This is a genomic window from Microbacterium sp. gxy059, assembly GCF_050958665.1.
GTDB lineage: Bacteria > Actinomycetota > Actinomycetes > Actinomycetales > Microbacteriaceae > Microbacterium.
On sequence record NZ_JAMXWT010000042.1, the window covers coordinates 1 to 5,163 of the forward strand.

Here is a 5,163-nt window from a genome sequence, read left to right on the forward strand (position 1 = left end):
TTCAGCTCCTTCTCCGAGACGGGAGCCTCGCCGGACCGGCGCAGGTCGGCGATGTAGGCGCGCGCCTCGTCCTGACGCGCGTCCTCGTCGCCGAGGGCGATGGGGGCGCGCACGTGCTCGGGCGCGAACCCGAACGCGTCGACGAGGTCCTGGGCGTGGGGGCGCAGACGCAGGCAGAGCCGGTCGATGTAGGACGACACGGCCGCGGCGCGCTGGGTCGAGAGGCGGCCGTTGAGCAGATACCAGGTGAGATCCTTCTCGATGAGCGAGAGGCCGAACAGGTCGCGCACCCAGGTGAGCACGGTGCGTGTGCCCTCGTCGGAGACCTGCTCGAGGCCGTCGCTGAACGCCTCCCACTGCAGCAGCTCCGCGTGCGCGCGGGCGGCGTCGAGCAGGTCGACCTGGTTCTCGTTGAACAGCCGCTCGCCGTCGGCCGGCGACATCTTCCGCGCGGCGGCGAGGCGCGTGCCCACGTCGGACACCTTCTGCTGCACGCGCCCGGCGAGCAGCTCGTGCTGGTCGTCGCCGCGCAGCCCGAGCTCGACGGAGCGCGCGGTCGATCCGAAGTCGGCGACCGTCTGCCCGAGGCGGCGCAGGCCCGCGCCGTGGAAGAACTTCGACGCCCCCTGCTTGGCGGCGTAGGCGGCGAGCTGGCGGGTGTCCTTGCCGGAGAACTGCTTGCCGAAGTCGCCCAGCAGGCGCTTGCCGACGAGCTGCAGCAGCACGTTGTTGTCGCCCTCGAACGTCGCGTACACGTCGAGGTCCTGGTGCAGCCCGACGAGGCGGTTCTCCGCGAGGTAGCCCTGGCCGCCGCACGCCTCGCGCGCCTCCTGGACCGTGTCGAGCGCGTTCCAGGTGGAGAGGGGCTTGAGGGCGGCGGCGAGGGTCTCGAGATCCTGCCGGTTCTCGTCGGTGTCGGTCGCGCCGCTGAACACGCCGTCGAACTTCTTCAGCAGCTCGTCGTGGGCGAAGATCTGCGCGTAGACGGTCGCGATGCGCGGCAGGAGGCGGCGCTGGTGCTTGCCGTAGTCGAGCAGCAGCACCTCCTCGCCGTTCGCCCCGTCGAACTGACGTCGCTGGTTGGCGTAGGTCACGGCGATCTTCAGCGCGAGGGCCGCTCCCCAGGTCGAGGCGCCGTCGAGCGAGACGCGCCCCTGGACGAGCGCGCCGAGCATCGTGAAGAAGCGCCGGCCGGGGCTGGAGATCGGGCTCGAATAGGTGCCGTCGGCGGCGACGTCGCCGTACCGGTTGAGGAGGTTCTCGCGCGGGACGCGCACCTGGTCGAACGCGAGACGGCCGTTGTCGATGCCGTTGAGGCCGCCCTTCGGGCCGTCGTCCTCGCTCGTCACGCCCGGGAGGTTCTCGCCGTTCTCGTCGCGGATCGGCACGAAGAAGCAGTGCACGCCGTAGTTCACGCCTCCCGTGATGAGCTGTGCGAACACGGTGGCGGCGCGGCCGTGGGTCGCCGCGTTGCCGAGGTAGTCCTTGTACGCCCCGCGGAAGGGCGTGTGGATCACGAACTCCTCCGCGTCTGGGTCGTAGGTGGCGGTCGTGCCGATCGCCTGCACGTCGGATCCGTGCCCGGTCTCGGTCATCGCGAAGGCGCCGGGCAGGTCGAGGGTCATGGCGTCGGGCAGCCAGCGGTCGTGGTGCTCCTTCGTGCCGAGCTGGAAGATCGCGGACGTGAACAGCCCCCACTGCACGCCCGACTTGATCTGCAGACTGGGGTCGGCGAGCACGAGCTCCTCGAACCCGGCGAGGTTGCCGCCCTGGGTGTCGCCTCCGCCGTACTCCTTCGGGAACGCGCGACCGCCCGCGCCCTTCTGCGCGAGCAGGCGGCACTGCTCGAGCACGCGCTCGCGGTGCTCGAGGTAGTGCTGGCCCTCGATGCGCCAGAACGCCTCGTCCTTGATCATCTCTCGGGCCTCGAGGCGCACGTCGCGCCAGGTGCCGAGCAGCACGGGGGTGAGGGCGTCGACGTCGATCGACGTCGGAGCGGAGTCGGCGGATGCCTTCTCGGGGCGAACAGCAGCGTCAGCCACGGGATGTCCTCTCGGATCGTGGAGGGTGGGATGCTCCACAATCTACGACTTCGTGCACGCTCGGGCGGATCCTTTGTCTCTCTGACACAAGGATCGGCGGAGCGGGTGCGGACCCCGGGTGTGCGCTGTGCACAGCACGCGACGAGGGGAGGGAGCCGTGCGGCTCCCTCCCCTCGTCGCGTGCCGTCGCCCGGTCAGCCGTCGCGGCGGCTCGCGGGCCCCGCTGCGGCGGACGCCGTCCCCGCGGGCTCGCGCTCCGGCGCGCCGGATGCGGGCGAGGGGCGGTGCTCATCCGAGGACACGGGAGCCTCGGCCGGCGCCGCCGGCTGAGCCGCGGTCGACGCGGGCCCGCCCCCGGCCGGGCCGCCCTTCGGTCCTCGGGGTCGCGACGGCCCTCCGCGCACGGATCTCCAGGTGTCGCGCACGATCTCGCCGAACCGCACGTATGTCTTGTCGCGGATGAAGATCGCGTCGGCGGCGATCATCGTCATCGAGAACCACGGCAGCCCCATGAACAGTCCGATGGCGACGTGGAAGCTGAGGATCCCGAACAGCGCGATGATCCGCGTGAAGCGGTTGAGGAGCATGAACGGGAACGACATCTGCAGCACGATCGATCCCACCGCGGCGGCGGCGGCCATGGGGGCCCACGCCGTGATGAGCTCGTTGATCTCGGGCCAGATCGCGTACCGCTCGACCGTCAGGGCGTTGTAGACGGCCGTGCCGTTCTTCCACGGGTCTCCGCCGGCCTTGAACAGCGCGCCCGCGGCGTAGATGAAGCACACCTGCACCGTGATGATGACGAGCGCGAGGTTGTGCAGCGCGTTCGTGAACCATACGGGGAGGAAGGGCTCGCCGTCGATGACCCGCAGCACGCGGCTGGATCCCACGCGCGGCTTCGCGCGGCGGCGGGCGTCGAGCGAGAAGCGCGCGGAGTGATCCGTGAACAGCAGGAAGAAGAACAGGATCCGGAACGCGTTGTCTCCCTGGTCTCCCGTGTAGTTCTCCATCTCGATGAGGCCGACGTAGAGGCACAGGAAGAGCGGCAGTGTGACCCGGCCGCGCCAGCCCACGATGACGAGCAGGGCGAGGAGGATCACGACGAGGAAGAAGATCGTCAGCAGCGTCGTGTTCCCGACCACCTGCGACGCGGAGCTGAAGATCCACACGTCGGGCAGCGCGCTGATCGGCTCGACGACCTGACCGGTCCAGGCGCTTCCAGCGCCCAGAAGATAGGAGCGCGCCCCGAAGTTGGACAGGAGGATGCCGAGCCCGGCGACGCCCAGCAGGATGCGCGTGACGGCGACCCCGTACTGCGCGTGCTTGGCGTCGAGCACCCACGACTCGATGAACGAGAGGATCCGCACGACGACGTCGACGATGCTGTCGAACGCCCGCACGATGAGCGACCCGGCGGTGCGGACAGCCGCGGTGACGATGTTCATTCGCAGACCTCCAGCGGGGCCGAGCAGAAGTACGAGGCGAAGTCGTCGCGCGACTGCCCCTCGCGTTCGACGGGGGCCCGCCACCCGATGTCGCGCACGATCGGATCCTTGCGCTCGTAGTCGGGGTTGTCGCGCTCGTCGAAGGGGACGATGGCCTGGCGCGAGACGCGCACCTGCACGCGCGAGAAGTCCTGCTCTCCCCAGACGGCGTAGGCCACCTGCGTCGCGTAGGCGATCACCCGGCGCTCGTCGCGGATGTATCCGGAGGCCTCCTTGTCGTCGCCCTCCAGGGCGTCGCGCTGGCGGGTCTCCCAGTCGTCCTTGAAGTAGTTGTACCCGACGATCTCCTTCTGCGCGTCGTCGAGGTCGCCGTACGCCTTGTAGAGGCGCTGACCGTAGACGATGCTCAGCTTCGCCGACCGCGAGGGGGCGAGGTGGTGGTGGGCGCGCGACCGCTCGACGGCGGTCGCATCGACCCAGTCGGTCTCGACGACCTCTCCGGTCTCGTCCTCGTAGGCCGCGCGGACCTCGACGCGGTAGTCGCCGTTGACGGGCGAGGGAGCGAAGACGCTCCACCCCTGCCCGAACATCGGGAGCATGTAGCCGCTGAGCGTCTTCTCCCCCGGCACGATGTCGCGCAGGTGCGAGTCGGGGGCGACCCAGAGGAACGTCGCGAAGATGTGCCAGGCCGTCAGCAGAGAGAGCACCACGAGGACGATGCGGCGCAGGGGCCGACCGCGGCGGGTGGCGCTCGGAGCAGGGGGTGTGTGTGTCATGGATCCATCCAGGAGAACGGCTCGTGGCGGCCCGGGAATCACCCCGGACCGCCACGAGCCATCTATCGACTCAGTGAGAGACTACTCACTCGCTGAGAGCGGCGCCCTTGCGACGCATCGTCGCGTAGAGCACGGTGCCCGCGAGGAGCATCAGCACGGCGATCGGCAGGACCAGACCGGTGACATCGCCACCCGTCGGGGCCAGACCGCCGCCCGGCGCCTTCACGACGACCTTGAAGGTGTCGGAGACGGTGCCGGAGTCGGCACCGGCCAGCTCGACGCGGTGGTCGCCGGTCTGCGTGCCGTCCTGAATCGTCCAGGTGAAGACGACCTCGCCCTGGGCGTCGGCGACCTGCTCACCGAGGTCGACCGGAGCCGAGAACATGGTTCCCGTCACGGTCTCGCCCGGCTGGAAGCCGTAGCCGTAAGCGATCTGCGTCTGACCGTGCGTACGGGTCTCGTACTCGAGCTCCATCGAGATGGCGCTGTCGTCGTCACCCGCCTCGCCGGCCTCGTCGGCAGCGGCGTCCGCGTCAGCCGAAGCGTCGGCGTCGTCGTCCTCGTTGGCAGCGGCGTCCTCGGACTCGTTCGCGTCAGCGCCCTCATCCTCGTTCGCACCCGCCTCAGACTCGTCGGCACCCGACTCGTCCGCGCCAGCCTCGTCGGCTCCGGCCTCGGTCTCGTCCGCGCCAGCCTCGGTCTCGTCCGCGCCAGCCTCGGTCTCGTCCGCGCCAGCCTCGGTCTCGTCCGCACCGGCCTCGGTCTCGTCCGCACCGGCCTCGGTCTCGTCCGCACCGGCCTCGGTCTCGTCCGCACCGGCCTCGGTCTCGTCCGCGCCAGCCTCGGTCTCGTCCGCACCAGCCTCGGTCTCGTCCGCACCAGCCTCGGTCTCGTCCGCAC

Annotated in this window: 3 protein-coding genes and 1 pseudogene; all 4 read right to left on the reverse strand. The window is 70.1% G+C overall.

Going from position 1 to position 5,163, the window contains the following annotated elements:
* The coding region (locus tag NHL53_RS14465) for an acyl-CoA dehydrogenase family protein (protein ID WP_433777598.1) at positions 1-2,042 on the reverse strand (2,042 nt) is incomplete at its 3' end.
* A 194-nt stretch (positions 2,043-2,236) separates the two neighbouring features.
* Positions 2,237-3,487 (reverse strand): HTTM domain-containing protein, encoded by a 1,251-nt coding sequence (locus NHL53_RS14470; protein WP_433777599.1) that lies wholly within the window; start codon positions 3,485-3,487, stop codon positions 2,237-2,239.
* A complete protein-coding gene (locus tag NHL53_RS14475) occupies positions 3,484-4,263 on the reverse strand; it encodes a DUF5819 family protein (protein WP_433777600.1) in 780 nt (259 codons plus the stop codon). The genes NHL53_RS14470 and NHL53_RS14475 overlap by 4 nt, the downstream gene beginning before the upstream one ends.
* Positions 4,264-4,348: 85 nt before the next feature.
* Positions 4,349-5,163: pseudogene (locus NHL53_RS14480) on the reverse strand (choice-of-anchor G family protein); the annotation flags it as partial.

Coding starts and splice junctions, on each gene's coding strand:
- NHL53_RS14470 (WP_433777599.1), bottom strand. CDS start 3,487: ATGAACATCGTCACCGCGGCTGTCCGCACCGCCGGGTCGCTCATCGTG.
- NHL53_RS14475 (WP_433777600.1), bottom strand. CDS start 4,263: ATGACACACACACCCCCTGCTCCGAGCGCCACCCGCCGCGGTCGGCCC.